This window comes from Fictibacillus barbaricus, assembly GCF_031457135.1.
In the GTDB taxonomy this organism is placed as follows: Bacteria; Bacillota; Bacilli; order Bacillales; family Fictibacillaceae; genus Fictibacillus; species Fictibacillus barbaricus_A.
In genome coordinates, this window is sequence record NZ_JAVDWA010000003.1 from 442784 (window position 1) to 468888 (window position 26105).

Annotated in this window: 22 protein-coding genes; 6 read left to right on the plus strand and 16 right to left on the minus strand. The window is 38.6% G+C overall.

All coding sequences use genetic code 11. From position 1 onward, the window contains the following. Positions 1-16 precede the first annotated feature (16 nt). Both J2X07_RS11170 and J2X07_RS11175 read right to left on the minus strand, forming a co-directional pair. The gene (locus J2X07_RS11170; RefSeq protein WP_310258788.1) at positions 17-775 is read right to left on the minus strand and encodes a TrmB family transcriptional regulator; all 759 of its coding nucleotides are present in this window, start codon (positions 773-775) and stop codon (positions 17-19) included. Positions 776-1211: 436 nt separating this feature from the next. Next, positions 1212-2129, minus strand: a complete 918-nt coding sequence (locus J2X07_RS11175) for an aldo/keto reductase (RefSeq protein WP_310258789.1) — start codon at positions 2127-2129, stop codon at positions 1212-1214. Between the two features lie 261 nt (positions 2130-2390). On the opposite strand from J2X07_RS11175, the gene J2X07_RS11180 reads away from it, so the two are divergent. Then, positions 2391-2594: a hypothetical protein gene (locus tag J2X07_RS11180; RefSeq protein ID WP_310258790.1), complete on the plus strand. Its 204-nt coding sequence runs from the start codon at positions 2391-2393 to the stop codon at positions 2592-2594. Positions 2595-2679: 85 nt separating this feature from the next. Here J2X07_RS11180 and J2X07_RS11185 read toward each other — a convergent pair whose 3' ends face one another. The 7 genes from J2X07_RS11185 to J2X07_RS11215 form a co-directional block, all read right to left on the minus strand. Then, positions 2680-3759: a Gfo/Idh/MocA family protein gene (locus J2X07_RS11185; protein WP_310258791.1), complete on the minus strand. Its 1080-nt coding sequence runs from the start codon at positions 3757-3759 to the stop codon at positions 2680-2682. Beyond that, entirely contained in the window at positions 3756-4397 is a 642-nt protein-coding gene (locus J2X07_RS11190; protein WP_310258792.1) for a YesL family protein, read from the minus strand. The genes J2X07_RS11185 and J2X07_RS11190 overlap by 4 nt, the downstream gene beginning before the upstream one ends. Before the next feature lie 43 nt (positions 4398-4440). Then, entirely contained in the window at positions 4441-6747 is a 2307-nt protein-coding gene (locus J2X07_RS11195) for a glycogen debranching protein (RefSeq protein ID WP_310258793.1), read from the minus strand. 16 nt (positions 6748-6763) lie between these two features. Continuing rightward, on the minus strand, positions 6764-7639 hold the full coding sequence (locus J2X07_RS11200; RefSeq protein ID WP_310258794.1) for a carbohydrate ABC transporter permease: 876 nt from the start codon (positions 7637-7639) through the stop codon (positions 6764-6766). Between the two features lie 3 nt (positions 7640-7642). Beyond that, positions 7643-8590 carry a carbohydrate ABC transporter permease gene (locus tag J2X07_RS11205; RefSeq protein ID WP_310258795.1) on the minus strand — a complete coding sequence of 316 codons (948 nt, stop codon included), beginning with the start codon at positions 8588-8590 and terminating at the stop codon, positions 7643-7645. A 74-nt stretch (positions 8591-8664) separates the two neighbouring features. Next, the gene (locus J2X07_RS11210; protein ID WP_310258796.1) at positions 8665-9963 is read right to left on the minus strand and encodes an ABC transporter substrate-binding protein; all 1299 of its coding nucleotides are present in this window, start codon (positions 9961-9963) and stop codon (positions 8665-8667) included. 176 nt (positions 9964-10139) lie between these two features. Next, positions 10140-11159 (minus strand): LacI family DNA-binding transcriptional regulator, encoded by a 1020-nt coding sequence (locus tag J2X07_RS11215; RefSeq protein ID WP_310258797.1) that lies wholly within the window; start codon positions 11157-11159, stop codon positions 10140-10142. Positions 11160-11449: 290 nt separating this feature from the next. Between J2X07_RS11215 and J2X07_RS11220 the strand changes: the two genes are divergently transcribed. Next, positions 11450-11725, plus strand: a complete 276-nt coding sequence (locus tag J2X07_RS11220; protein WP_310258798.1) for a hypothetical protein — start codon at positions 11450-11452, stop codon at positions 11723-11725. 29 nt (positions 11726-11754) lie between these two features. Continuing rightward, positions 11755-12030 carry a hypothetical protein gene (locus J2X07_RS11225; protein WP_310258799.1) on the plus strand — a complete coding sequence of 92 codons (276 nt, stop codon included), beginning with the start codon at positions 11755-11757 and terminating at the stop codon, positions 12028-12030. A gap of 97 nt (positions 12031-12127) precedes the next feature. Here J2X07_RS11225 and J2X07_RS11230 read toward each other — a convergent pair whose 3' ends face one another. The 3 genes from J2X07_RS11230 to J2X07_RS11240 form a co-directional block, all read right to left on the minus strand. Next, positions 12128-13390 carry an O-antigen ligase family protein gene (locus J2X07_RS11230; RefSeq protein ID WP_310258800.1) on the minus strand — a complete coding sequence of 421 codons (1263 nt, stop codon included), beginning with the start codon at positions 13388-13390 and terminating at the stop codon, positions 12128-12130. 584 nt (positions 13391-13974) lie between these two features. After that, the gene (locus J2X07_RS11235) at positions 13975-15612 is read right to left on the minus strand and encodes a thiamine pyrophosphate-binding protein (protein WP_310258801.1); all 1638 of its coding nucleotides are present in this window, start codon (positions 15610-15612) and stop codon (positions 13975-13977) included. Positions 15613-15625: 13 nt separating this feature from the next. Then, on the minus strand, positions 15626-18418 hold the full coding sequence (locus tag J2X07_RS11240) for a sensor domain-containing phosphodiesterase (protein ID WP_310258802.1): 2793 nt from the start codon (positions 18416-18418) through the stop codon (positions 15626-15628). 276 nt (positions 18419-18694) lie between these two features. Between J2X07_RS11240 and J2X07_RS11245 the strand changes: the two genes are divergently transcribed. Together J2X07_RS11245 and J2X07_RS11250 are read left to right on the plus strand one after the other, a co-directional pair. Then, complete coding sequence (locus J2X07_RS11245; protein WP_310258803.1) at positions 18695-19357, plus strand: SGNH/GDSL hydrolase family protein; 663 nt, start codon at positions 18695-18697, stop codon at positions 19355-19357. 277 nt (positions 19358-19634) lie between these two features. Beyond that, complete coding sequence (locus J2X07_RS11250) at positions 19635-20120, plus strand: hypothetical protein (protein ID WP_310258804.1); 486 nt, start codon at positions 19635-19637, stop codon at positions 20118-20120. A gap of 50 nt (positions 20121-20170) precedes the next feature. Here J2X07_RS11250 and J2X07_RS11255 read toward each other — a convergent pair whose 3' ends face one another. Together J2X07_RS11255 and J2X07_RS11260 are read right to left on the minus strand one after the other, a co-directional pair. Then, positions 20171-20581, minus strand: coding sequence for an EbsA family protein (locus J2X07_RS11255; protein WP_310258805.1), 411 nt, complete (start codon positions 20579-20581; stop codon positions 20171-20173). 829 nt (positions 20582-21410) lie between these two features. Then, positions 21411-21695 (minus strand): DUF3986 family protein, encoded by a 285-nt coding sequence (locus J2X07_RS11260; RefSeq protein WP_310258806.1) that lies wholly within the window; start codon positions 21693-21695, stop codon positions 21411-21413. A 409-nt stretch (positions 21696-22104) separates the two neighbouring features. Here J2X07_RS11260 and J2X07_RS11265 point away from each other — a divergent pair, with 409 nt between their 5' ends. Beyond that, positions 22105-22932, plus strand: a complete 828-nt coding sequence (locus tag J2X07_RS11265) for a M23 family metallopeptidase (RefSeq protein ID WP_310258807.1) — start codon at positions 22105-22107, stop codon at positions 22930-22932. Positions 22933-23369: 437 nt separating this feature from the next. Here J2X07_RS11265 and J2X07_RS11270 read toward each other — a convergent pair whose 3' ends face one another. Together J2X07_RS11270 and J2X07_RS11275 are read right to left on the minus strand one after the other, a co-directional pair. Then, positions 23370-23720: a hypothetical protein gene (locus tag J2X07_RS11270; RefSeq protein WP_310258808.1), complete on the minus strand. Its 351-nt coding sequence runs from the start codon at positions 23718-23720 to the stop codon at positions 23370-23372. A gap of 90 nt (positions 23721-23810) precedes the next feature. Continuing rightward, entirely contained in the window at positions 23811-25961 is a 2151-nt protein-coding gene (locus tag J2X07_RS11275; protein WP_310258809.1) for a S8 family peptidase, read from the minus strand. Between the last annotated feature and the right edge of the window lie 144 nt (positions 25962-26105).

Consider the following 26105-nt stretch of genomic DNA (forward strand, 5'->3'; position numbering starts at 1 on the left):
CTCCTTTTCTCTATCCTTAATATCTCAATTTCATCAATACACTTCTGATTTCTTCATCATTCATAAGCATCTCAGCGTGTTTTTCATTGATTTTTGCCAGTGCCACATCATGATAAAAGAACTCGATGAACACTTTGATAAACGGCCGGGATTTAGTTTTTAACGCCTGCCAGCTTTCATTCTCCACACCTGCAAAAATGACCTCTTCCTCATCCACAACAACTAAGCGAAACCGCTCTAAGGAATGATGTTCTTGTGCTGGGATTAAGGTATGTACATTTGATAATGGTGATTTTAGCTCGCCGACGACTAAAACTTCCACATCTACTCCCTGCTCTTCTTTTTCTTGTAAAAGAGGCAATATTTCAAGGATGTCGTCATGCCATGCTGAAACCTTTATAGATTTTTCTGCGCTCTGCAGAAGCTGCCTCGTTTGGGCCCGGATTGATGAATCCACTTTTAAGCTCCAAACATGTTCATCGTAAAACTTTCTCTTGTTCGTATTCGATTTTAACTGCTCGACGTTTTCCTGAAATTCTGTGGTTAATTTTTCGATTACGGTAGAAAGCGGAAGCGCCGTATACAATTTTTTCTTTTCAGAAACCGAATCGAGTACCATCCCTTTCTCGATCATGCGGGTTAGCACTTCATATATTTTTGATTTAGGAACTCCAGAATATTTAACGATGTTCGTCGCATCCATCGGTTCCTCACTCGATGCAAGAACTTCAAAAACTTGACTTTCATATTGTGAAAAACCGAATTTTTGCAGCATGGTTCCTCCTAAATTGACACGATAAAATGAAAGGTAAATGGATAAAGTTTTCTTTATATCTATCATTCTTTCCTTTCGTTATCCGTACAACTCTTCCTCACAAAATTTGTATGTATTCTACTGTTATCTTATAGCAATTCCGGTGTTTCCGCAAAAAAGCTCGTAGCTAGGTATCTATCCTTTCACTTCACGGCAACAGTTAAGAGCAAAGAATAATTTAACTGTCATCGTATTTAGACACTATTCCCTAGGAAATAGTGTCACTTTTATAAACCATTTGTCTAATTGTGTCTGTTTCACACGTACAAATAATCAATATGTCCATTTATGGGGTCTGTCCCCATAAATGCTTTAGAGCGTTAAAAACACCCCCCTTTTCTTCACCAAAAGGGGGGTGTCCGTTTTTCTATCTTTCAAATTATGTTTAACTAATCTCTTAAGGCAGCGTATTGCCTGCTGATCTGTATAGGTCGTACCATTCTTCTCTTGTTAATTCAACGTGAGATGCTTTTGCGATATCAGCTAAACGGCCTGGATTCATTGAACCGACAACCGGCTGGAATTTTGCAGGGTGGCGCAGAATCCATGCGATCGCTATCGCCGAATCTGTTACACCTTTTTTTTCCGCCATTTCCTGAAGCTTCGCGTTTACCTCAGGGAATTGTTCGTTACCTACGAATGGTCCTTTAATCATTCCATATTGGAATGGAGACCAAGCCTGGATTGTCATATCATTGAGACGGCTATATTCGAGAAGACTGCTATCACGGACAATCGATGGGTCATGCTGCATGTTAACGTTTAAGCCCGCATCAACTAATGGAGTGTGCATAAGGCTGAATTGCAGTTGATTGACAATTAAATCTTCCTTCAAATATTTCTTCAATAGTTCAATTTGCATCGGGTTTTGGTTACTTACACCAAAATAACGGACTTTCCCGTTTTCCTTTAATCTTGTGAAAGCTTCTGCCACTTCCTCAGGGTCCATCAACGTATCTGGACGATGAAGAAGGAAAATATCAATATAATCGGTTTTTAAACGCTCTAGACTGTTATCCGCCGATTGCAGAATATGCTCTTTTGAAAAATCGAAAAAACCATTTCGAATGCCACATTTTGTCTGAATCAGCATTTTTTCACGAATTGAAGGATTCATATCAATCGCGTCCGCAAAGACTTCCTCCGATTTTCCGCCGCCATAAATATCGGCATGGTCGAACAAGTTCACTCCGAGTTCCATCGCATTTTCAATCACGTGTCTTGCATCTTGTTTAGAAAGATCAGCCATACGCATACAGCCGAGAGAAATTTCACCTGCCTGTAAATCACTAGTACCTAATTTGATTTTTTTCAAAGTGACACCTCATTTCAAATGATAATACTATACTAACATTTAGTTAAGAGAAGGTCTTGAATTAATAACAGCTTCATTACGAGAAAGTGCCATTTCGCGTTTTTTCTCCTTTACGGTACGTCTTATTTTAATTTGTTACAGAACTGATCATAGAAATCTCTTTTTTGCTCATAAAAATAGCGTTTTTGCTCATAGATTTTCGATTTTGCTCATAGAATAGGCACTTTTACTCCTAGAAATCTTGTTATTGCTCATAGAGGTTTGCAAGTAATTGACGAAACACTCCCACTCTTTGGGGTTAACGTTCCGCTAATCGGAGTATTGCTGTTCATTTACGGTTTAGGAACAGTCTACTATTTTGCAGTCGGACGCCATAAACTCCTTCCGATCGAAGAAGAATTCGGAGTGTTTGATGAACTGGAGGATGATGATACAGAAGTGAATTCTAGTGAAAAAGTTATTTAAAACTTTGCCAGACACCTAATCAATCAGTGTCTGGCTTTTTTGGGTTTTATTTAATTCGAAAAAATAGTAAACGGGCTGAAGAATATTAGAAATACACTGCCTTCCCTGTTCTAGAGGATTCATAGATTGCTTCAAGAATTTGCGTAACAACCAGTGCTTCCTCTGGCTTTACAACTGGTTCTGTTTCGTTCAATATGCATTCGATCCATAGTCTTGCTTCCAGATCTGAATCGTTTTCCGTTTTTCCATCATAAAACGCAACTCCGGTAGAAGAAAGATCTACTTTCTGTGTGTGCAGCTTTCCGAACTTTTCACCATTTAGTCTGAGCCCGTCTTCCATATCCGCTCCACCTTCTGTCCCTGAAAGCACACATCTTGCTTCTCCGATTTGGAGAGTGTTTAATGCCCAGCTGGACTCTAGAATAATGGTTGCGCCATTTTCCATTGTGATGAATCCGAATGCAGAATCTTCCACTGTGAATTCTTCTGGATTCCATGAACCCCATGCGTTTGCTGCATCTTTTTTCTGACCCAATTTGTGAAAGCTCGATCCTAATACTGCCTTGGGCTTATAATTATTCATCATCCATAAAGTTAAGTCGAGAGCATGGGTACCAATATCGATGAGAGGTCCACCGCCTTGTTTCTCCTCGTCGAGAAAAACACCCCAAGTTGGAACGGCACGACGTCTAATGGCTTGCGCTTTTGCAAAATAGACTTCACCAAGTCCGCCTTCTTCACAATATTTTTGTAAATACTGACTATCTGGCCGATAACGGTTTTGGTAACCGATCGTTAATTTCTTTCCCGTTCGTTTTGCTGCTTCAAGCATTTTTTCTGCTTCTTCTGAAGTTTTTGCCATAGGTTTTTCACACATGACATGTTTTCCTGACTCTAAAGCTGCAACCGTAATTTCAGCATGAGAATCATTCGGCGTACACACATGCACGACATCAATGGAAGAATCATTTAACAGCTCTTGATAGTCTTGATAGACAATTGACTCTTCTCCCCCAAACTCCTCTTTTGCCTTTATCGCACGCTCTTCCACAAGATCACAAAATGCGACCATTTCTACAGTATCCAGCTTTTTTAGTGAAGGCATATGTTTTCCGTTTGCTATTCCACCACAGCCTATGATGCCCACTCTTAATTTTTTATTCATATGTGATCTGCTCCTGAATGTTTAATTTTTTGTTCCATTTTTGCAAAGACTTGGTGACTGATTAAGGTAATCCAAAAGGCTAGAGAACTCCCGCCTAAAAAGAGAGCAATTCCAGAAAAGTTAATGACGAATAAAAACATGAATACACTTCCGCAAATCATGAGAATACATTGTAAGGGATAAGACACTACAATCAGCAAAACATTTTTAACATACTGGAAAGGCTTAAATTCATAATGGACGTAGACTGGGAACATAAAAAATAGGAATAAAACGTATAGGACAAATAAACCAACTAAGAAAAGTTTTACAGGGAGAAAAACAGTAGCATTTCCTTCCATATAAAACTGGTAATCGATCCAAAATACGAATCCTATCAAAATAAGTAATAGTCCAAACGGCTGCACCTGAATAAATTCTTTCCGGTAAATCTTCCAAAAGGTTGTAAAGATTTTAATGTCGCTGTTTCCAAGCACCCATTTTCTAGTCACTGCAAACATTGCCGTTGTTGCTGGCACAAGCCCAAACAGAATCAACCCGGCACAAGTAAAAAGAATCCATAGAATATTTAAATAGGCTAGTCGAGCGATCCATTCGCATAAACTAAAAATCTTCCCTATATACCGAGTTCCCTCCATTGCATTTTTCCTCCTGTGTGCTGTTTAAGTACGTTTAGTTGTTTTATTTACATACACGAACGGTATGGCTGGATGCATCGTTTATCGTAATTTGACCTGAGGCAATTTCTGCTTCCCCATCATCTACAAAAACTTTAGACCGATGCTCAAGCGGCAGATCGATAATCAACTTCCATCCACCCTCTTTTAGAGAGATTTCATATCTATCCTCTGTATCACCTAATAAAATAGATACATTTACTTCGTTTGATCGTTCACCTGTTCCGATCTTCACGTTTTCAACTTCAGCTTGATTCCAGCTTTTCGGAAGTCTTGGCCGTATCGTTACTTCATTCCAGTAAGCTGTCGGTTGAATACCAAAAAAGTAGCTAATTAAAGGCGTCACAAGACCATATGAAGTCCATGCTTGAACAAAACAGCCATAATCCGGAGACATTTCATAAATGGACCCAGGGAGTCTTTTATTGAATGTGCTTGCTATCAAGTTTACATACCTTAGCGCTTCATCACTGCGATCATACCGGCATTCCGCGACCGCCTGCACCCCTGTCGAAATCGTCATCATTGCCGTCTGGTACATACCAGAAAGATAGGTCCCCCATTCTCCAGTAAATTCATCAGTACCCATTCTGTTTAACGCTGGGATGGCTTTTTCCATGGGAGCAAGACCCGTTTCCATAGGCGTATTGATGACCCAGTTTTTGAATAACCAAGGCTGTTGAACATTTTGTTCAAGCTTAGACATTTTTTCTTTCATCACTTCCATTTCAACAGCTGCTTTTTCCGCACCGTCTCTTCTTGCTCGTTCAATGTATAAATCGATTCTTCCTAAGACCATTTCGGGTGTTGCCATCGCATCTGCATACAATTGTTCGTCTTCAATCCAAAGCTGATTATTGATGACTTCTTTTAGTTTGTCAGCGAGAGCTGTATATTCGTCTGCTATTTTGTTTTCCTGAAAAATTTGAGCCATCAGTGCTCCAACGCGCAGTGCCTCATAGGTATAAACAGCAGAATCGATCAATTCAACGTTAAGACCCTCAATTTCAATGATTCCGTATCCTTCAGGCAGCAAGTCACGATCTGGATCCATTTCCTCAAGCAGCCAATGAATACCCATTTTTACAGTCGGATAAATATTTTCTAAAAACGGCAGATCTCCCGTCCATAAAAAGATATCCCACACACACTTGATAAAATGCGGCGTTTCCTGAGTGTTCCCTTTATTCGAAACCGCACCATACGTCGTAACTTCATGGATGATGCGGCCGTTTCCGTTAGTTGCTTTAGAAACCTCATGAATGAGGTTAATCGTATCTTTAGCCAAATCCAAGTTCCCGATCGGCAGATTTCCTTGAAGAGCATAGCTGTTGTCGCAGCCAAACCACCAAGAATACTCAGGATGTCCCGCAGCAAGCCCTCTCCCGATCGCTGGGACCTCCATCGTGAGCCAATCCATATGGAATTTGTTCCAGTTGAATACTTTTTCAAGGTGTTTATCTGGAATTTTAATATTCGTTGTTTGGAGCATATCGTTATAGCGCTGCTTCTTTGATTCAAAAAGAGATTTTCTATTTTCTTTCAATCTCGCAAAAGACTCCAATGCACTTTCCAATGATTCATTTGAACCCGCGATATAGAAATTAAGTTCAGTAGTTTCCCCCTTTTTGATTGAGATACTTTGATAAGTTAGAAAACCGGAAATACCTTTTCCAACCGTCTTTTCAGGCCCGAAGTATGTACGGTCAACGATTCCTTTTTCAAAAAATTGATCCCCGCCAAACACTACGAACCAAGGATTTTTTGAATCATTTCCAATAAATACACCTTTTTCCTCGTCCAATTTTCCGTCATCCAAAGCATCTTCAAACCCAATATTCTCTGAAAACCAGACAGGGCTCAATTCGGTTCTCCCTAAAAAAGAAAAATCAAACTGCCGATCGCTTTCGCCAACATTTTTTACAAAGTAGGAGACGATCACTCCTTCTGTACCATCGGGACAGAACTGACGCCGTACAATCTCTAAATGATTGGCCAATGAATAATCGTGCTCATTGTAAAATGGATAATTATGAAACCGATCTGCTTCCTTTAGCCAAAACCCCTGTTCATCATCCGTTTCTTTTACATGCAGCCAATAGCCATCCAACAGTTTAATAGGATGCGTCCATACTCCACCCATCTCATCTTTGACATGATGGCCGAAGTCGGGGAATAGTCCGTTCTGAGATCCTATAACTGAACTTCGATCGCCTGATGTTATATATAAATCTTGCAAGTTATCGGTCTTGCTTTCTATAAATTGGTCAACACCCGTTTTTCCTAACTCTTTCTTCTCCTGAATGCTCATAACCGCTCCTCCTCCATCAACCTTTTATTCCGCCTGATAAAGAAATACCTTCAATAAAATATTTTTGCCCTACAAAGAACAAAATCAAGGATGGCAGCATTGTCACTAATGAAGCAGCCATCAAGTAGTTCCATTGGACATCGTTCTGGCTTTTAAAGAAATTGATTCCTAGCGCTAACGTATAGAGATCCGGTTTACTTAAATAGAGCAACGGACCCATAAAATCGTTCCAAGCTCCATTAAACTGAAAGATGGCAACCGTAGTTAAAGCTGGCATAGTAAGCGGAACAATGATTCTCCAAAGAATACCGACTGTTCCGAGACCATCGATTTTTGCTGCGTCCTCAAGTTCAGTCGGGATCGACATGTAAAATTGACGAAGCAGAAAAATAAAGAAGGCGTTTCCAAAGAAAGCCGGAACAATTAAAGGATAAAAGGTATTGATCCAACCCAAGCTCTTAAATAAATAAAAAACTGGAATCATCGTTACCGCTGAAGGGAGCATCATCGTGGCAAGCATCACAAGAAATAGCACATTTCTTCCTCGAGCTCTAAACCTGGCAAAACCGTAAGCCACAATTGTACATGAGAGCAATGTGCCTACAATCGTAGATGCTGTAATAATTACCGTGTTTACCAGCCATTTTCCGAACGGTAAGGAATTAAAGGTCAAAACATAGTTATCCCATTTGATTGGATCAGGTATCCATTTAGGAGGAAATGAAAAAACTTGGAACGATTCTTTTAAAGAAGTTGACAGCATCCAGAAAAAAGGGATAAGCATTACGATCGCACCAGTTATTAGTAAAAGATAGACAATAACTTGCCATACTATTTTTGCAGGCTTCAATCTCTTTTTGTTTGTGATTTTCTCTCTCCCATTCATCGACATCTTTTACTTCCTTTCTCCCTCGTAGTGAACCCACAAAGCTGAAGATTTAAAAACAAGGAGGGTAAAAATAAAAATAATGATAAATAAGATCCATGCAAGAGCTGAAGCATATCCCATATCAAACTCTTCAAACGCTTTCCTGAACAAGTAATAGTTAAAAAATAAAGTAGAATTCATCGGTCCTCCCTTAGTCATTACATACGCTTGACCAAAAGTTTGAAGTGCCCCGATGATGCCTGTAATCAAGTTAAAGAAAATGGTTGGTGTCAGCATGGGGACGGTGATATGCCTAAACTTCTGTATCCTGCTGGCACCGTCTAGATCAGCGGCTTCATACAGGTAGTTTGGAATGCCGTTCAATCCTGCAAGCCAAATGATTATACCTCCGCCCGCTCCCCAAAGACTCATAATAATAATAGAGAACAACGCCCATTTCGGGTCGAAAATCCAACCAGGTCCTTGAATACCGAAATAACTAAGTATGGTATTTAAGAGACCAATCTGCGGATTAAAGATATACATCCATAAAACCATTACGGCGACACCGCTCACAACAGCTGGCAAGTAGTAGATCGTTCTAAATATCGACATGCCTTTTACAGCCTGATTGAGCAGCATGGCTATCCCTAGAGATACAATTAGTCCGAGTGGAACAGAGAATATGGAATAAATCATCGTTACCTTAAGAGCCTGCCAAAACAAGGGATCCCCAGTAAAAGCTTTTATATAATTTTCAAAACCTACCCATGACGCTGAAGTTAACAAATCCCAATCCGTAAAACTTATATATAACGAGGCAATCATTGGTCCTACTATAAAGAAGATAAACCCAATGATCCACGGAGAAATCAAAGCATAAAAGGTCAACTCTTCTTTTCGGGCTGCAGTAAGTTTCTTTTTCTTTACTGGCACGATGGTTCTCGGTACAACCGGAGTCGTTTCATTTTGCATGTACTCACCTCTCTTATCTACAATAAGGTGGGCATGCGCCCACCTTATTTTTACTAGGTTAAAAACTTAAATTATTATTTAGCCGCTTTTTTGAGAAGCTCATCTGACTCTTTAGCAGCTTTATCTAGTTCTTTATCTACATCCATCTTTTTCCCTGTCATAAATTGTTCCATAAATTTCATATAAACATCTCTTGCCCCAGATGAAGCATAATAAGGGCTGATCAATTCAGGGAAAATTTGAACATCCTTAATCCCATCTACAAATGGCTTTAACACCGGATCATTCGTTTGTCCTTTTTCTTCTGCAACTGATTTAACAGCTGTGAACGCGTGATCCGCGAAGACTGCTGCCCCTTCTTTACCTGTCAAGTATTTCAGATAATCCCACGCAGCATCTTTATGTTTTGACTTCGAATACAAACCATATCCTGCATAGAAAATACTGTTTACTTTACCATTCGGACCTTGTGGCAGCTCAACTGTTCCGAACTTAAGATCAGGATTTGCTTTGTAATCATTAACCGGCCAACGACCCATAAGGTTCATTGCTACTTTACCGGCACTAAATAAATCTACACCTTTAAAGGCTTCCGTATCTGATGTTGAAGGTGCGACTTTATCTTTAAAATACATATCATTGTATAGATTGAGAGCTTTTTTAGATCCATCACTGTTAAAATAGCCATCAATTTTCTTTCCATCATCACTGATTACACTGCCTCCATAGCTATAAAGAAGAGGTGAAAGGAAACGCTGTTCGGCACCGCCCAATCTCACTCCCCATTGAACAATTTTTCCATTATCCTTTTTAGTTAATTTCTTAGAGATTTCATAAAAGTCATCCCACGTCCAGCCAGCTTCTGGATAAGCTACACCAGCTTTGTCAAACAACGTTTTGTTATAAAACACAGCAAGTGTTGAATAGTCTTTCGGCATTGTATAAAGCTTATCGTCAATCTTCCCTACATTTAAGACGTTTTCATAATAATCTTCTTCTTTAATTCCGCTTTTACCATCTACAAATGGGGTAAGTTCTTCTAAAGCACCTTTTTCCATAAACGTTCGAATGTCCCCATCCCCAATTTGGAAGATATCAGGAGCATCACCAGCAGCAATTTGCGTGAGCAGCTTTGTTCCATATTGATCTGGAACCGATTCGATAACGATTTTCACTTCTGGATGCTTAGCCATATAACCGTCAGCAATTTTTTGCTGCATCGCTTGTCCGTCTCCGCCTTCCCAAGTACCTACACGCAATGTCACTTTATCTCCATCTTTTCCTTTTCCATCAGAAGAGCTATCACTGCTGCAGCCTGTTAACATTAGACCAAAAGATAAAGATAATGCTAAAAACAGCCGTCCTTTTTTCATTGTTCTTACCCCCCACATAAAATTTTTATATTGAAGTAACAGTTCACAGACTAGATGCGGTCGAGCACTGTCACAAGCAACCTTAATTGATGAATAGTAAACGTATGAATCAAAAACGTTTCGGTTTTGTAGGGCAAACCAAGTAATCTTTAACGTTTCGGATTTTTAGTAAGGAATTATTGTTTATTATGAAGTGAGGTAGATTCTCTGATGACAAGGTGAGTGTTTAATAATCTTTGATGAGGAGTCGTGTTGTCTTTTAACATACTAATTAAAAGTTCTGCAGCCTGATAACCCATTTGGTACTTGTCTTGTGAGATCGTGGTGAGTGAAGGAGTCACATATGACGCTAATAAGATATCATCATATCCTACGATCGATAAATCTTCAGGTACTTTGATATTTAACTTCGTCGCTGCCTTAATTACACCTAGAGCCATCAGGTCACTTGCGCAAAAAATGGCAGTAATTTCAGGATTGTTCTGGAGCAGTTCATAAGCTACTTTTTCAGCAGTACTATCTAAAAAGGATCCATTTACGATCCATTCATTATGTATCGGGAGTCCTGCTTTTTCCAGGGCTGACAAATAGCCTTCTAACCTCTTTTTGCTTACATAAGCAAAATCATGCCCATTCATAAATGCGATTTCCGTATGTCCCAGCTCAATCAAGTGCTGCACAGCTTTCATAGCACCTAATACATTGTCTGTTGTAACGAAACCCACAGAATTTGAATTGACGGGTATATCAATCAATACACAAGGGATATCACTTGTAACAACTTCTGTTAAATAGCGATCGCTTGTCTTAATACCAGAAATGATTACACCATCAACCCTTCTTTCACGGCATAGCTGAGTGTATGTTTTTTCTTTTTGCTTATCTGAACTCGTACTAAACAAAACTAAATCATATCCCAAATCACCGGCACACTTGTTAATCCCAGTCAGAACTTCAAACGTAAAGTTATCTTTAACCCCTTCACGCATTAAGTCTGAAACAAGAAGACCGATTGTTTTTGTTTTCTTCATAACTAAGCTTCTAGCGATATGATTAGGACTGTAATTCAACGCTTCGGCAACTTCCTTCACTCTTTTTTTAGTCTTAGGACTAACGTCATAATAATCATTAAGAGCTCTAGATACAGTTGTTATTGAAAGTCCTACTTCTTTTGCTATGTCCTTAATTGTAGCCAATTGGTCTTAGCCTCCCGAAACGTTTTGGATTTATATGTAAAGAATAAACCATTAAGAAAGCGTTTACAACTATTATTTTTGAATATTCAAAAAATATAGATTCACTTCATTTTTGAAGACAAGTCTGCATTGTCCCCTTGTAGATGAAGAACGGGCCAAATATAATTTTACATAGTTTCTGGCTTTATTTTTGTAAGCTGGATTTAAACACTTGTTTAAAAATCACGGTTTTTTAATAGGTTTTTATTGTAAAATGAATTCATCATGAATGTGTTTGAAAGGATAGAAAAATGGAAGAAACTCAAATACCAAAACGGAGCGAGCGTATTAAAAACAGAAAAAAGTCTGGTCCTCCAATGATATTAATTGGCTGGGGTTTAATGTGGCTGCTTCTCTATACTGTTCCTGAAGAATGGAAGTCGATATGGCTTTCTATAGTTATTGTGGTAATCTCACTTCTTGTATCATTCCTAATTGATAAAGCTAACATTAATTCGAAAATAAAATGGATAGTATCCTTATCCATTTATATCGTTGGCATCATTATATATGTTCTGCAGCATTAAATAGATAACTCTTTGTAAGGATTGGTTTTATGGACGCACTCCTATTCGGTCTTTTATTTTTCATCCCTGGCGCATTGTTTTTCTTTTGGATCATTTTCAAATATACTCCGGAAGAACATGAGAAGGAACTTGAAAAACACAGGTGGTTTCGCGAAGATAAATTCAAGTGGCTATGGGACTCGGAATTCGCACTCTTTACTAAAATTGCAGAAAAATCATTTGTTATCACAAAAGTCATCATGCTATTATTTGCACTTTTTCCGGTCGCTTTCGGTGTGCTAGGGTTGTGGATCTATTTTAGTTAAACATATTTTGTATTAGCGTCTTAATTGCAGCAATTTATTTATACAAAGCTTAACAAAAAAAAGACAGGAGCTTTCCCTGTCTTTTTTTTAGTATCATCTATAATTTCGAATGACTCTTCTCTTTGGATGTTTTTAATGTCGAGCTTACTACCCTTTTGGCAGCATATACCACTTTCGGATTCAGCATGGTCAGTCTCTCTGTATACTTGTCCCAGCATGCCATTAAGATGATGATTAATAAGGCAACCTGGGGTGAATACAGAACATAGTCAAAAACGCCGGTTAACAGGACGACTGGCAGTGAAAATAAAAACACATCGAGATACACCTTGTTGTCTTGTTTGGAGAAGTATAGTGAAAACACTTTATAGCCGTTGATGACCACAACGGTAAGAAAAGCAATTCCTCCGAGCGCTCCGTATTCCGTGAAAATCCCTAGCAGCATGTTATGCGCATGCGGAATTTTTTCGAGAAAATAATGATAGTACTCCTTCTTAAAACCTAAAGGCGTCATTCCAAACAAGGAATGTTTCTGCCAAAGTTCAAAGGAATGCCTCCAAATTTCTTTTCTAATATCTGCTGATTCGAAAAGCTGATCACTTCTTGGCATCCAGTTTAAGATGTGCTGAATATTCAATCCCATCATCATTGTAAGAATCAAAGTCCATAATTTGTTTAATCTAAAAATAAAGAGCAGGAAAATAACGAACATAATACCAAATCCGGCCCTTGATCCGGTCAAGACGATAGCATGAACAAACATACAGGCGATCGCAGCTTGCAGACTAAGTTTGAAATACGATCTTTTTCTTAAGTTCTTCATACCTTCTGCAAGAAGAAAGGATAGTCCAAACAGCAGTACAGCCACAGAAAAGTTAGGATTATACCCTGCTCCAATCAGTCGTTGGTAATCATGTACATTCGAGACACCCAACAATGCTGTCCCAGTAAAGTAACTGAGGATCTTGTGATTCATGATGATTTGTTGAAATGGGTATAAACTATAAAAATACAGACCACCGAAAATCGTGATCCACTTGAATCCTGATAATACTTTTTGTACGCCTTCATTCTTAATTCTTATATATAAACCGAAGTATGCCAGCAGCAGCGCTGAAACGAGAAAAAATGAATAATTCTTCATGATAACCGCTGCTCCAATCGATGAAACAAACATACAGCCGATTAAAAATAAACCAGGTGATAGGTTGATCTTCTTCCCTTCTTTGCAGACTTGATGCAAAGAATACCAGCCTGTGAGCAATAAATAAGTGATACCAACTGGCGGGAGAACGAAACAAAGAAAGATTCCTATTTCTAGAAAATACTTTTTGATGAATCCTATAATAAAGTTTTTCATATATAACCTCTTTTTGTGTCGCATAATGATTCATCATACTAAAAGAAAAAGGATATAATGTCAATTTTACAATAACAATACAATACGTTTAGGATTCCTCAATATGTCCTTTTTAATCGCTTTTAAACCGTTGTTTAATTTCTCTGAAGAGTATGACAAAATTCATAAACCTAGCTACATCAAGAAAAAGGGGATCTAGTTAACATGACCTTCTGGAAATAAAATCCGTAAATGTGTAAATTCACATGAAAGTGTGTAAATTTTACTACATAAAATTTTTCACCAATAAAAAGTCCCTTTCACACCCACTATAAGATTTATGATGAAGATTTAAACGGATGTTTAAATTCCTAATCCTGTTTGTCGAACTATGACCGCCCGTGGTTATTTTAAAATAAGTGTGGATATTTTATAAAAATATCTGGCATTCGAACTCAAAATTGTGGGAATCCACAAAAAAAGTGTGGGATTCCGCCCCATAACTCTGGGATTCACGCTAACCCAGCACAAAACTCCCCACCACTACCCCTTAAAAACGCAAAAAAAAGACTGAACCTTTTAGATTCAGCCTCAACTCACTTTATTTACTTCCCAAACGAAGATAAAAACTTCACCCGGTCGCCCATCGGCGGGACATTGTTATCGACCAGTGCGATTTCCAGCACGGCCGGTCCCTTATTGCCTTGCAAAGAGCTCAACAATTCGAGGTTGATATCCTCCAAGCTCTCTACTCTCGCACTCGGGATGCCAAATGCTTCAGCCATTTTTGAAATGTTCACTGGTTCTTGCTCGAAGCTTGGATGGGATCGCTTGTATTGAAGCGAATGTCCGTGATACACCATTCCTAAACGCGCGTTGTTCATGACCACGAATAAAATCGGCAAGTTGTATTCCTTTGCCGTTAGCACTTCCATGCCGTGCATGAAGAAGCAGCCATCACCTGTAATACAAGCCACTGGCCGTTCAGATTCAGCTAGAGCTGATCCGAATGCAGCACTTAGTCCACTTCCCATCGCTCCAAAGTGGACGTTGATATCAAACGTATCCGAATCGAGAACCTTCATATAGTGGATGACGTATGACATGAACTCGCCGATGTCGATCGTGTACCGGTTTGTTTTCGGAAGGTATTCTTGTAATTTCAGCAGCACGTTTTGCGTATTATACTCTTCATTCACACGCGTGCTCTTTTTAGAATTCCACTCACTACCAGTTCTTTCTAATCCGAGACGGTGCAGTTCGCCAATGAGCATTTCCAAACTGACATTCACATCACCATGGATCGGATAATTCACTTCATATTTTCTGTTAAACACGGATTCATCAAAATCGATCTGAATTACTTTTCTTTCTTTTGCAAGGTTACTGTTCCAGTTGTTCGTTGCCGTTTCCCCAAGACTGGATCCGATCACCAAAAGCGTGCTGCCAGCGCCGTCATTGATGAGTTCTGACGCACTTTCATGCCCGGCAAATCCGAAGACCCCAGCATTTAGCGGATGGTCAGTTGGAATAAACCCTTTTGCTTGTGGCGTTGAAACGATCGGCCATTCTAGCAGCTCTGCTAGTTCAACGAGCAGCTCGACTGATCCTCTTATTCCTTGGCCGATAAAAACGTATCCGCCGCCTTTTGATTCAACCATTATACGAGCAGCGTCTTGAATGATACTCGCTTCAGGAACATACACTTCTCTTTTTGGGAATGCTGGCAATACCATTTCATCCACTGTCTCAAGCTGAACATCTATCGGCATCGCGACATGAACGGGTCCAGGTACACCTGACAGCGCGATTTCTACCGCTTTTGCCACTTCCTCTAAAAGCTGGCTCGAATCCCTCACCGTCACACTGTACTTCGTAACGGGTTTAAAAATCGGATCAGCGTCCAATTCTTGTGAAGCGTTCAATCCTTCTGTATTAACCGGAACAGCTCCCGTTAAAAACAAGACTGGAAGGTGCTCTCTCATTGCATTTGCTGCACCTGTAATCAGATTCGTTGCACCAGGACCGCTGCTCGCGATACAAACACCAAGCGATTTTGAGTATTTTGCGTATGAAGCAGCCATATAGGATGCTGCTCCTTCATGCTTCGTAACGATCGGTTTTATTTCGGGCATTTCGTATAGTTCATCGAAAAAAGCGTTAACTGAACCGGCTGGAATCCCAAAAATGTACTCTACTCCGCCTGTTCGTAAAAAGTCCAATACTGATTTTACAGCTTTCAATTAAACCGCCCCTTTAGTTTGTAATCGTTGCATAAAATAATTTTTCAACGTCGCTCCCGCTAACTGGACGACTGAAATAATAACCCTGCATATATGAACAATTGCTGGACAATAGAAAATCAATTTGTTCCTGCGTTTCTACACCTTCTGCGATCACGTTTAAGTTCAGGTTTTTCGCCAAAGAAATGATCGTGTTTGTAATGGCTGCGTTGTTTTTGTCTTGAACGATATCCTTTACAAAAGTCTGATCAATTTTCAACGTATCGATCGGGAAGTTTTTCAAGTACCCAAGCGATGAATAGCCCGTACCAAAATCATCAATCGCAATTCGAATCCCTAATTCCCTTAATTGCTTCATCACACAAATCGTGGCTTCTGTATCTTTAATAATGGCGTTCTCTGTTAGTTCCAGCACGAGAAATTCTGGTGATAATCCCGTCTCTTCCAGGATTGCATGGATCATCGGAATAAGCGATTTTTGTTTAAATTGCTGAGCCGCCATGTTCACTGATAAATAAATAGGCGGGAACCCTTGGTCGTGCCATTCTTCGACCTGTTTGCAAGCCGTCTTCAGCACCCACTCGCCGATCGGTACGATCAACCCCGTTTCTTCAGCGATCGAGATGAACTCCATCGGCGAAATCATTCCTCTTAAAGGATGTTTCCAGCGGATTAAAGCTTCAACTCCGACGATTTTTTTATTCAAAAAATCGACTTGCGGCTGATAGTAGATCTGAAACTCATTATTTTGCAGCGCTTTATTCAGATCACTTTCTAGCTTGATGCTATCGAGCGAACGAAAATCCATGTATTTTTCATAAATACAATAGTTGCCGCCTGATGATTCTTTCGCTTTATACATGGCCGTATCCGCGTTCTTCACTAAAATATCAGACGTGTTGCCATCCTTGGGATAGAGGCTGATTCCGATGCTCGTCTTAATAAAAACTTCGTTGCCGTTCAGGTCAAAAGAATTCGAAAATGTTTCCAGTACTCGCTCTGAAAACTGCCGCACATCCTCTTCACACTTTACTCTCGGCAGGATGATCGTAAACTCATCTCCCCCTTGGCGAGAAATCGTGCACTCTTCTGGGATGAATGCAACGAGACGTTCCGCGACCTTCTTTAAAAGCTCGTCACCAATGCTGTGCCCCATCGTGTCGTTGATGGTTTTAAAACGATCGAGATCCAAGAACATAACAGCGAGCTGTTCATTGTGCTTTTCCGCATAACTAAGCTCTTTATTCAGCATGTCCCGGAATAAAACGCGGTTCGGAAGGTTCGTAGAGCTGTCATAATACGCGTGATATCGAATTTTTTCTTCCATCTTTTTTCGAACGGTGTTGTCTTTAAACGTGATCACATAACCGACAATCTCTTCCTCTTCTTTAATGCTGGACGTTACAAACTCAACAGGGAAAGGCGTCCCATCGTTTTTATAAAAGTGTTTGTCCGTCAAGAAAGAGTTTTCAGGAAGAATAAAATTGCCTTCTTTCACGTTGCTTTGGAGATTCTTATATATCTTATTAAAAGGCTGTCCGATCAGCTCATCCTTCACTTCATACCCTAGCATCGTTGCTGCCGCTGGGTTGCAGAACGTGAAATTCCCCTCAAGGTCTAATCCAAAAATCCCCTCACCTGCAGAATCCAGGATCAATTCGACCTCCCTGCTCAAACGGCTTAGCTTACTTACCGCGGCATTCAAATCCTCATTTTTTTGCATGAGTTCAGAAGTACGCTCTTGGATAATCATCTCCTGTTTTTCAACAAAAAGAAGGTTGAAAAGAGCTAAAGCTGTAGCATCAACAATGGATTGAGCGAGCTGAAGATCATTGTCCATAAAATTTCTGTAACTGTCACACAGGATGGCAATCGGAATCGTTCCAAGCACTTCTCCCATGGCGACAAGCGGCATAATGTACATCCCTTTAATACCAAAGAGTCGGCAAGCTTCATGATTCGGTCTCGGATCCTGGAAGACATCCTCCACATAGATCGCTTTTCGAGTCGTGATCACTTCCTGAAAAAGAGGATCTTTTTTAAAATCGACATCAATTTGGCCATGCGTTTTTTTCCAGTCTTCTTCCGTCCATTCGCTCTCTTTACTCAAGCTAGCTGGATGCAGCTTTCTCTCTGCGATCGGATCAATGATATGCGCCGCAATATTTGTGTTGCCAAGCACCTTTCCAACATATAAAAAACAAGTATCGAGCACATCCTGCATCGACTTACATTCGGACAGCTCCCGGTTCACATCCAGCAAAAGCTGCTTTTCTGATAAAAGATTCTCTTTTCGGTGCAGATTGTTCGCATTCCGAATCGCCACTGCCGCCATATTCACATAAGCCTCGACCGTCTGAATCTCAGACTCCGTGAGATTCATCGGAATTCCATAATCAAACATGAACACCAATCCGTACGTCTCATCTCCATTGAATATCGGCACACAGAGCAAGGACTTGATACCAAACTTACTTACCGGTCCCGGATCCGGACGGTTGTCCTTAGACGTATCCGGAATATAGATCGCTTCCTTCGAATCGAGAACTTCCCTCGCCAGTAAATCCACTTTCGGATCGATAATGAGCTTATCTATTGTAATCCCGTTAATAACATCCGGTTTGCCCGCGTATCCCTTGTATGTCCCGTCATCCTGAGGCAAATAAATGCCTATCGAATCGCACTGAACAATCTCCTCACAGATGGCGGCAACCACATGTTCCAGTACATCTTTCAATTCAAGCTTTGTATTAATCATCTTCGTTATATTCGCTAGTCGAGAATATCTCGTTTGGTCCCCTGACATATCCATCCTCCACATAATTGTGCATTTAATCTACGTATGTACGTTTCAACCCGTAACTAGTTAACTACTCCTTTCATTTATCGGAAAAATGCTGGGAATTTGAAGTACTTTGTGTTTTTTGTGGACAAGAAATGACCAACAAAGAAATGACCGAGGGCAAATAAAAACCTTAAAAAGGCAATGATACACCCACGGCGTCTCATTTTTATCCTCATGCAAAATTGACAAGAATGTTACCATATATCCTATAAATACATTCATTTCAGGAGTTGGAATATGAACTCAAAAAAACTTTTAATAGTTGCACTTCTATTTTTGGTTATAATCGCTGTTTTTGTTTACGTAGAAAAGCCAGCAAAAGAAAGTAAATACGAAGGCAAGACATGGTTAACGATCGGGGACAGTATTACCTATTTAAATGGATATCAACCAATCGTTAATCAAACGTTTAACTTTGGCGAAATTAAAAACTATGGGAAAAGTGCTTTTACGACAGAAATGCTAGTAGACGAAATGGAGACTTGGCCAAAAAATGCTCAATTGGTCACCTTTTTCGCGGGTACTAATGATTTTGGGCAGAATGTGGATTTGAACACCACCAAACAATCTGTTGATACGATATTTCGTCATTTAAAAGAAAAATATCCAAAGAGTGATATTGTAGTTATTCTACCTTCCCAACGGTGGGGATTTAAGCGCGATCCAGTACCTGAACCTACCATGACGAACAGCAAAGGCAATACTTTAGAACAATATTGCGATGTAATCGAAGAATCGGCTAAAAAATACAAACTTCCTACGATCGATTTATATCATCAATCAGGGATCACAAAGGATAACATCGATACGTATACGAAAGACGGATTGCATCCGAACAAAAAAGGATTCAAGAAAATCGCTCAAGTGATGAGTGATTTTTTAGGCGTTTATAAACGTTAAAACTAAAAGAGCTGGCTCATTTTAAGTGCATAATGACACTTTAGAGCCAGCTCTTCTTATTTACCTATGCTGTATTTCCAAAATAGACTGTCCTTCCTTACGATAATGAGTCGTATCTATTAAAAATGGCACCTATATTCCCTATCTCTTCCATAAATGGGTTTATGTAATTAAACACCTGTTTAACTCACTTTCCTAAATCACCTTAAATAGACGTTTTTTTCTGTAGAATAGGACAATTTCGCTATTGAATAAGGTGATTGTGGGAGGTGAATGGATGAAAAAATATTTACTGGCGAGTATTCTTTTTTTAGTGTTCATTCTTTCTGGTTGTGGTGATGATCCTGTTCAGGAGGATCTGCTCAACTACGTGAACAAGGCGACTCCAAAACTGGCGAAGGAAGAGGGAAAAGCCGTCGGTGCGTATTCAAGTGTTACAGGAACCAACTACACCGATGATTTAACGATGTACAATGTGCTGTTAGACGAAGTCATCCCTGAGTACAACCAGTTCATTGATGACCTTGAATCTGTCGATGTGAAAACAAATGAATTAAGAAAAATTCACGAAAACTATATTGAAGCCGCTAATATCCAAGCAGATGCTTTCCTAACACTTGTAACCGCACTTGAAAACCAGGACAGTGCACTCGTGAACGAAGCTAATGGGAAACTGAACAAAGCAAGAAAAATGATGCGTAATTATAAGCAGGATATTAAAAATTTGGCAAAAGAACATGATGTGGAGTTAAAGAAGAAGTAATTTCGTAGTTTCATTTAAGAACAACAAAAACCCCTTCTATACATAATCCATTAGAAGGGGTTTGTCCTTTTTTCGAGTTCTCGCTTTAGTGTTGAAGCATCTTCTGAAGATAGGTTTTCTGACTTAATAACAACGTCTTTGTTACTTTTTAAATGCAGAAGAAGTCTGTCCTCTTTGTTCGTTACTTTTTCAATATCAGCTATATCAATTCTGTTCTGTCTAAATAAAGCTTTTTTAATAAACAAAGTATTCTCATGTATCACGACATAATTTAATTTATGTGCACTAAACATACAGATCGCCATGAAAAGAAATACGATTATTTGAAATAATGACAAGTACAATAACCAGTTATTATTCTTTAATTGTAGATAACCATTCCACATAGAAAATCCAGCTGCAACTAACCACATAATTCCTCCAAATAAGATTTTACTCGTCCTTTTATATTTAAACTCCACATTCATCTCTCCTATTTGTGTTCTATTAAAAAATTCTGTTCTAAGATTTCGGTTAGCTTATCAGATTTTCTTTTTTCATAAATTCTTTGATTAATTTTTTTGATTCTTTTTCAAATACAGGATGATCTGCTTTTTTCCACTCTTTACTCTATCAATCTCACTAAAACAGATTTTTCTTCTTTGATTCAACAACACCTGAATAACAAAGGATTCCCGGTTAATCTTAATGTATGTAAAATTGGGTGCCCTTTAAAAATAGATTCCAATAAAAACACTTATACACACAACTTGTATTAACATGAAAGCACCACCAAATTACTATCTTGAAAAACCAGCAAAATAAACAAACTAATTTACGGCACCATTTAGTAACTATAGAGCTCTCAATTGAACGAGTTGTTGTAATCTTTTATACTTTATCTCCACAGGCAACACTCCAAAATATAAACTATAGGTAAAATTAGGTATTTTTTTATGACTATATGATTATAAAACCCGAGTTTAAAAAATTTTAAACTAAATATTACAAGTAGAAACCTATTGAAGTAGATGTAATAAAAAATCTCTTCCTACTTAAGATAGAAAAAAACAGGAAGAGATCAGGCGACATTTTATAAATTTGATTGAAATCACAAAGAATTTTGAGTGTGTTATCGAAATTCTTACAAGGAGATAATAACTTTCAATCTCAATTTCTAGCGAGTTGGAATGGTATGAGAGGTTTAAAGAAATCATTAGACTGTTCTCTTCACCATAGATCTTATCATTGAGTAATTAGGCTTTTTAGCATTGTTTAATCAATTTCACCATTTCGACTACTTTCTTTAATTTATATCTCTTTGTGAATTAATCCTTTTTGAAGCAGCCATTTTTCAAATTCCTTATTTGCAGTTTCATAACTTAAGTCATCTACATGTATAGAGAAAATTTTGTAGCCAAAGTTTTTAACATAGTTGGATCTTGGCTCAGTGTTAGAAAGATTTTGTTCATTGAAGTCTAGATAAACATCCCATACATCTTCATCTATTATTTTATAAGCAATAGCTTCAATATCTTTAGAGTTTTCATAATATCCTAGATGAAAATGTTGGTTTGATTCGTAAACTGGTTTCATTTCATTCCTCTTTTCTACCAAACAAAATGGTGATTTTATATTTGGAGCTTCTTAATGTAAATAGATTCTATTCCATCATTCACTCAAAGTATTTTTTACCATTTCTCTTAAAATTGTTAACTTCCTTTTAACGCCCCTTAATTCTTTAGACCCTCAAACTACTAAATAGAATCATCCAAACAGTCATTCAAAAAAATCCTCTTCCCCAAATAACCTCAAAATTCCTTTCTTTATTAAAAAAACGACTTTCTCCCTATTAAGAATAAATCTTAATAGATACAAAGAATAAAAATTTAAGACATTTTATTAGTATTTATTGGTATTTTAAGCCCTATTTATTGGTTATTAAAAGTTTTATTGTATAAACATAGAATTCTATATTAATTCAATGTATGGGGGATCAACTAGCATGAGAAATATGAACACAAAGAGAAATCATTTTATTTTATCAACAGTTTTTGCATTTTTATTCACTGCATTCTTTTGGGGAAGTGAAGCTCAAGCGGCAGCTGGAGATAATACGTTTATTAAACCGACGGAAGGAGTGTTTACTTCCTATTTCGGACTAAGAAATGGTGAATATCACTATGGGGTGGATATGGCGAAAAGCGGATATGTGAAAGTTATTGCTTCCGCGCCAGGTACGGTCAGCAGATCCTATTTATCTACTTCGTATGGAAATGTCATTTTTATTAAACATACAATCAATGGTTTACAATATGAAACAGTATATGCTCATTTAAATACGAGAGATGTTGGTGTCGGGGCAACCGTTTATCAAGGTCAAGTAATCGGAACGATGGGGAATACCGGTGAATCTACTGGTCAGCACTTGCATTTTGAAATTCACCAGCCTTACTGGACTTCTGCAAAAACATATGCGATGGATCCGATGAACTTTATCCCGACTTGGGAAGGCAAATATAAGACGGGTAGTTTCACGACTCAGGTAGGAACGGATACCATCTATCCGATCTCCTATAATGGCGACAACGATATCATCGTAAAAGTGGATTCCACAAGTGCAACTGCTGGGCAATATAAAGTATATCTACAACGAGTGATTAGCGGATCGTGGACAAGCGTCGCACAAGCGGATACTCCTAAAACTGGGATCACAACCGTCACTTTCACACAAGAAGACAGCGGATCAGCCTTAATTCCCAATAATCAATACCGACTGCTTTTAAAGAACTCTGATTCTGCGAGCGTTGGTTATAAAGTTTGGTATGAATAAAAATAGAAAAAGCCTATCTCCCTTGATGAGAAAGGCTTTTCGCTTTTTAAAAGCAAATTTATAAGAATAGCTCCATCATTTAAACTGCATCCCTCGATAACAAAGCCCCAAAACAATACAGTACGATTCATTTGATGGTAAAAGGCATTCCAAGTCATTTAAAGCTGTTCCACTATAAGAGTACAGATTCTACATATAGCGGGACGATCGGAAAAGCCTCTATACCTCGGAAAAAACTCTAGTTTGCAACCTAATTATCAGTATTATTTATAGTGTTGTTAACAACCAATTAACTTCATGTGTTATTTAAAAGTCAGTAAAAGAAATAAGTCAAAGTATTAAATAAAAAAATCCCTCCTCATATTAGAGAAAGGGGATTAATTTCACTGTCATTTCTAAACTTCTGCTAATCCAATGGCTGTTCAAAATATACTTACCTACTTATTGGTTACCTTCTTCAAAGCTCCCTTATAGGAATGCCTCGTATTACACAGATTTGGTCTAACAGATGAATCAGTTCTTGGTTGAATGTTGTATAAATGCTGATATTTTTCCGCATAATCCTCTTTATTGAATACTCCAGCTAGCAAGTTATCTAGATATGGTAGTCTCTGTTCAATTGCGCCTATACTTCTATGATGGAGAGCTGGGGTAGCTTTATGTAGCTCATTAGCAAAAACTAACGTAAGATTTCTCGCTTTTTTTAATTCACTTCCTTTAATAGCTGCACGATATTTATGGATCGCCTCAATTAAATAAACTTGATCTTCAGCCCAATATTCCCCCATTTCGTCCTCCTCTTAAACACTTTTTCATTCAATCCATCAATGGAGAAAAACATGCTGTGTTATTAATCTCAACATGTTTCTCTACAATGCTTAAACCACCTTCACCGAGGTCCCTTTGCTCACATTCCCTGCTTTGTCTTTTGCGGTTACGGTAAGGTAAGTACCTTTTTTCTGTGCCTTAATCGTCACTTTAAAGTTGCCTTTTGAGTCGGTAGTTCCAGTTCCGATTGTTGTACTTCCGACTTTTATTGTAATCGTCGATCCTGCTTCAGCTTTTCCGCTTACTTGTGTAGTTTTCGTCGTTACTGTATTTACAGTCGGAGCTGCTGGCGGGATTTTGTCCTTAACTACTATTTTTACGGTTGAACTCACATTTTTTGCAGCATCTGCTGCCGTTATATAGATCGTATTGCCCGCTGTTTGTACCGGAATGGTCACTGTGAAGCTGCCTTTTGATGTCTCTTTCGTGGTGTAGGTCTTGCTTCCGATTTTGACGGTGACTGTTGTCTTTGCTTCTACCGTACCAGTAACGGCCGTCGATTTATTCGATACTTCTTTTACTATAGGTGTTTTAGGTGGTGTTTTATCTTTAACTTTCAAGGTTTTTACTGCACTTTTATTCCCAGCTTTATCGGTTGCCCATACTTCCACTTTGGTTCCAGCTTTTTGCAGTGGGATTGTCACCGAAAAGGTTCCTTCGCTCGTGTATTTCGTTGAGTATGTTTTACTGCTGATTTTCACATATACAGTAGCATTCTTTTCTACTTTTCCTGTGACTGTCGTCAGTTTATCTGTGATTTCATTAACGGTTGGTGTACTTGGTGCAATGCCATCCAAGACGGTTACGACTGCTTTTTCACTAGTTTGGCCATTTCGTCTTAATGTTACGTATAGTTTTTTCCATGCACTTTGCTTGGGAATGTCCACTGTGTAGTATCCATCATACGCATAACCTGTGCCTATTATTTTCTGACCATCCGATACACTGAAGACAGTATCACTCTCTTCTGTCGTTGTTCCTCCTAAAAACGTTGAATAATTGTACACTTTGTCAACATTAGGCGCGGCAATTTTCAAACCGAGAGCTTTTCTTGCGTTAACTCTTCCATTCCCATAGTATTCATCTTTCCCTGCTTCCCCTAGATCATCAGCTGTGCTGTATAATCGCTGTGCAACTTCTTCGTTTGTCAGATTTGGATTGTCTGCCAGGATCAACGCTGCCACACCCGCTACAACTGGTGATGCCATAGACGTTCCGCTCATGCTGCCAAAATAATTTCTTGGTAAAGTTGAATAAATATCCCGCCCTGGTGCTGTTATATCAATATCCCCATAGTTTGAAAAAGATGAAATCGTGTCATCATCGTCTGTTGAACCAACTGAAATAACATTCGGATAAGAAGAGGGATAATGTGGTTCATCAGTATCTTCATTCCCAGCAGCTGCTATGACCACAACACCCTTCGTATACGCATATTGAACAGCGTTATTAAAAAGGTCGCTAGAGTAATAGCCTCCTAAACTCATATTAATAATGTCCGCGCCATGATCTACAGCGTAATAGATTCCATCGATAACATCTGATGTGCTTGCATAGTCACCATCAAAAACATCGATTGGCATAATTTTTGTATAAGGTGCTACACCGGCAACTCCAATTGTATTATTGATGGAAGCTCCAATAATGCCAGCTACATGTGTACCATGTTCGTCTGGCGTCAGTGTATTTGGAGATTTAGCAATCATGTCATAAGGAGAAACAATTCGATTTACTAAGTCTTTCTGTTCTAGGTCAACCCCTCCATCAATAACAGCAACCACTACACTTGAAGCACCTTTTGTTTTATCCCATGCTCTATCCGTTTCAATTGTTTTATGATGCCATTGGTAGCTGAAATAGTTGTCATTTGGCGTATACTCTTTTTTGATCAAATAGTCAGGCTCTGCATATTCGACATCTTCTCTGCTTCTCAACTCTTTAATGTATGTATGTATGTTTTTATCCTTTGGCACATCCATAGTAACGATTTCTTTGTTCTGGTTTACTTGATTTTCTAATGATTCATATCTGAAAAGACCCGCTTTTTTTGCAGGTTCTTTTAGTTTTACGATGACTCGGTCTGGAACTTTTGTATTGATATTTAACTTTGTATTTGCTGTTGCTCCAAGCACTGTTTCAGGAAAACTGAATGGAAATGCAAATAAACCTACAAACATGAACAGAACGATGAGTCGTTTCATGAACAATCCCCTTTTTATAGATACATAGATTTAGATAACAACCAATATTATACATATATAATACTATATTAATAACGTTTTTACCTTTATGAAAATAAAAAAAGGTAATAAATCCTCTCATTTCTCTCTACTAAAATAGATCAT

What these genes read in the sequence shown, in the direction of transcription:
- J2X07_RS11170 (WP_310258788.1), bottom strand. Translation starts at nt 775, where the DNA reads ATGCTGCAAAAATTCGGTTTTTCACAATATGAAAGTCAAGTTTTTGAA.
- J2X07_RS11185 (WP_310258791.1), bottom strand. Translation starts at nt 3,759, where the DNA reads ATGAATAAAAAATTAAGAGTGGGCATCATAGGCTGTGGTGGAATAGCA.
- J2X07_RS11190 (WP_310258792.1), bottom strand. Translation starts at nt 4,397, where the DNA reads ATGGAGGGAACTCGGTATATAGGGAAGATTTTTAGTTTATGCGAATGG.
- J2X07_RS11195 (WP_310258793.1), bottom strand. Translation starts at nt 6,747, where the DNA reads ATGAGCATTCAGGAGAAGAAAGAGTTAGGAAAAACGGGTGTTGACCAA.
- J2X07_RS11200 (WP_310258794.1), bottom strand. Translation starts at nt 7,639, where the DNA reads ATGTCGATGAATGGGAGAGAGAAAATCACAAACAAAAAGAGATTGAAG.
- J2X07_RS11205 (WP_310258795.1), bottom strand. Translation starts at nt 8,590, where the DNA reads ATGCAAAATGAAACGACTCCGGTTGTACCGAGAACCATCGTGCCAGTA.
- J2X07_RS11210 (WP_310258796.1), bottom strand. Translation starts at nt 9,963, where the DNA reads ATGAAAAAAGGACGGCTGTTTTTAGCATTATCTTTATCTTTTGGTCTA.
- J2X07_RS11220 (WP_310258798.1), top strand. Translation starts at nt 11,450, where the DNA reads ATGGAAGAAACTCAAATACCAAAACGGAGCGAGCGTATTAAAAACAGA.
- J2X07_RS11225 (WP_310258799.1), top strand. Translation starts at nt 11,755, where the DNA reads ATGGACGCACTCCTATTCGGTCTTTTATTTTTCATCCCTGGCGCATTG.
- J2X07_RS11230 (WP_310258800.1), bottom strand. Translation starts at nt 13,390, where the DNA reads ATGAAAAACTTTATTATAGGATTCATCAAAAAGTATTTTCTAGAAATA.
- J2X07_RS11240 (WP_310258802.1), bottom strand. Translation starts at nt 18,418, where the DNA reads ATGTCAGGGGACCAAACGAGATATTCTCGACTAGCGAATATAACGAAG.
- J2X07_RS11245 (WP_310258803.1), top strand. Translation starts at nt 18,695, where the DNA reads ATGAACTCAAAAAAACTTTTAATAGTTGCACTTCTATTTTTGGTTATA.
- J2X07_RS11250 (WP_310258804.1), top strand. Translation starts at nt 19,635, where the DNA reads ATGAAAAAATATTTACTGGCGAGTATTCTTTTTTTAGTGTTCATTCTT.
- J2X07_RS11260 (WP_310258806.1), bottom strand. Translation starts at nt 21,695, where the DNA reads ATGAAACCAGTTTACGAATCAAACCAACATTTTCATCTAGGATATTAT.
- J2X07_RS11265 (WP_310258807.1), top strand. Translation starts at nt 22,105, where the DNA reads ATGAGAAATATGAACACAAAGAGAAATCATTTTATTTTATCAACAGTT.
- J2X07_RS11270 (WP_310258808.1), bottom strand. Translation starts at nt 23,720, where the DNA reads ATGGGGGAATATTGGGCTGAAGATCAAGTTTATTTAATTGAGGCGATC.
- J2X07_RS11275 (WP_310258809.1), bottom strand. Translation starts at nt 25,961, where the DNA reads ATGAAACGACTCATCGTTCTGTTCATGTTTGTAGGTTTATTTGCATTT.